This is a genomic window from Ochrobactrum sp. SFR4 (assembly GCF_019730395.1).
In the GTDB taxonomy this organism is placed as follows: domain Bacteria; phylum Pseudomonadota; class Alphaproteobacteria; order Rhizobiales; family Rhizobiaceae; genus Pseudochrobactrum.
Genome location: NZ_JAAPBB010000885.1, coordinates 1 through 264, shown reverse-complemented (window position 1 = coordinate 264; position 264 = coordinate 1). Strand labels below are relative to the sequence as shown.

The 264-nt window shown below is 51.5% G+C and carries 1 protein-coding gene; it reads left to right on the top strand.

Annotated elements, in window-relative coordinates; genetic code table 11:
- Positions 1 to 264 (top strand): ParB N-terminal domain-containing protein (locus tag HBA93_RS21630; protein ID WP_221724621.1); only part of this gene is annotated, 264 nt, incomplete at both ends.

The following is a 264-nucleotide window of genomic DNA, read 5'->3' as shown; positions in this document are numbered from 1 at the left end:
ATGAAAATACCGCAAAAGGCCAGTGGCGCTGTTGGTGCTATTTCACAGTCCCTGGAAGCCATGTCTGCGCGTGCTCAGCGTGCAGACGCGATTGAAAAAAAGCTCACAGCAGGGCAAGTGATAGTCGAGTTATCGACAGATCTCGTTGACGGCTCATTCATCAATGACCGCATGGGCTTGGACGCTGAAAAGCTGGCCGAGCTTAAAGAACAAATACAAGAACACGGACAGCAGGTCCCTATCCTTGTTCGTCCGCATCCGCAT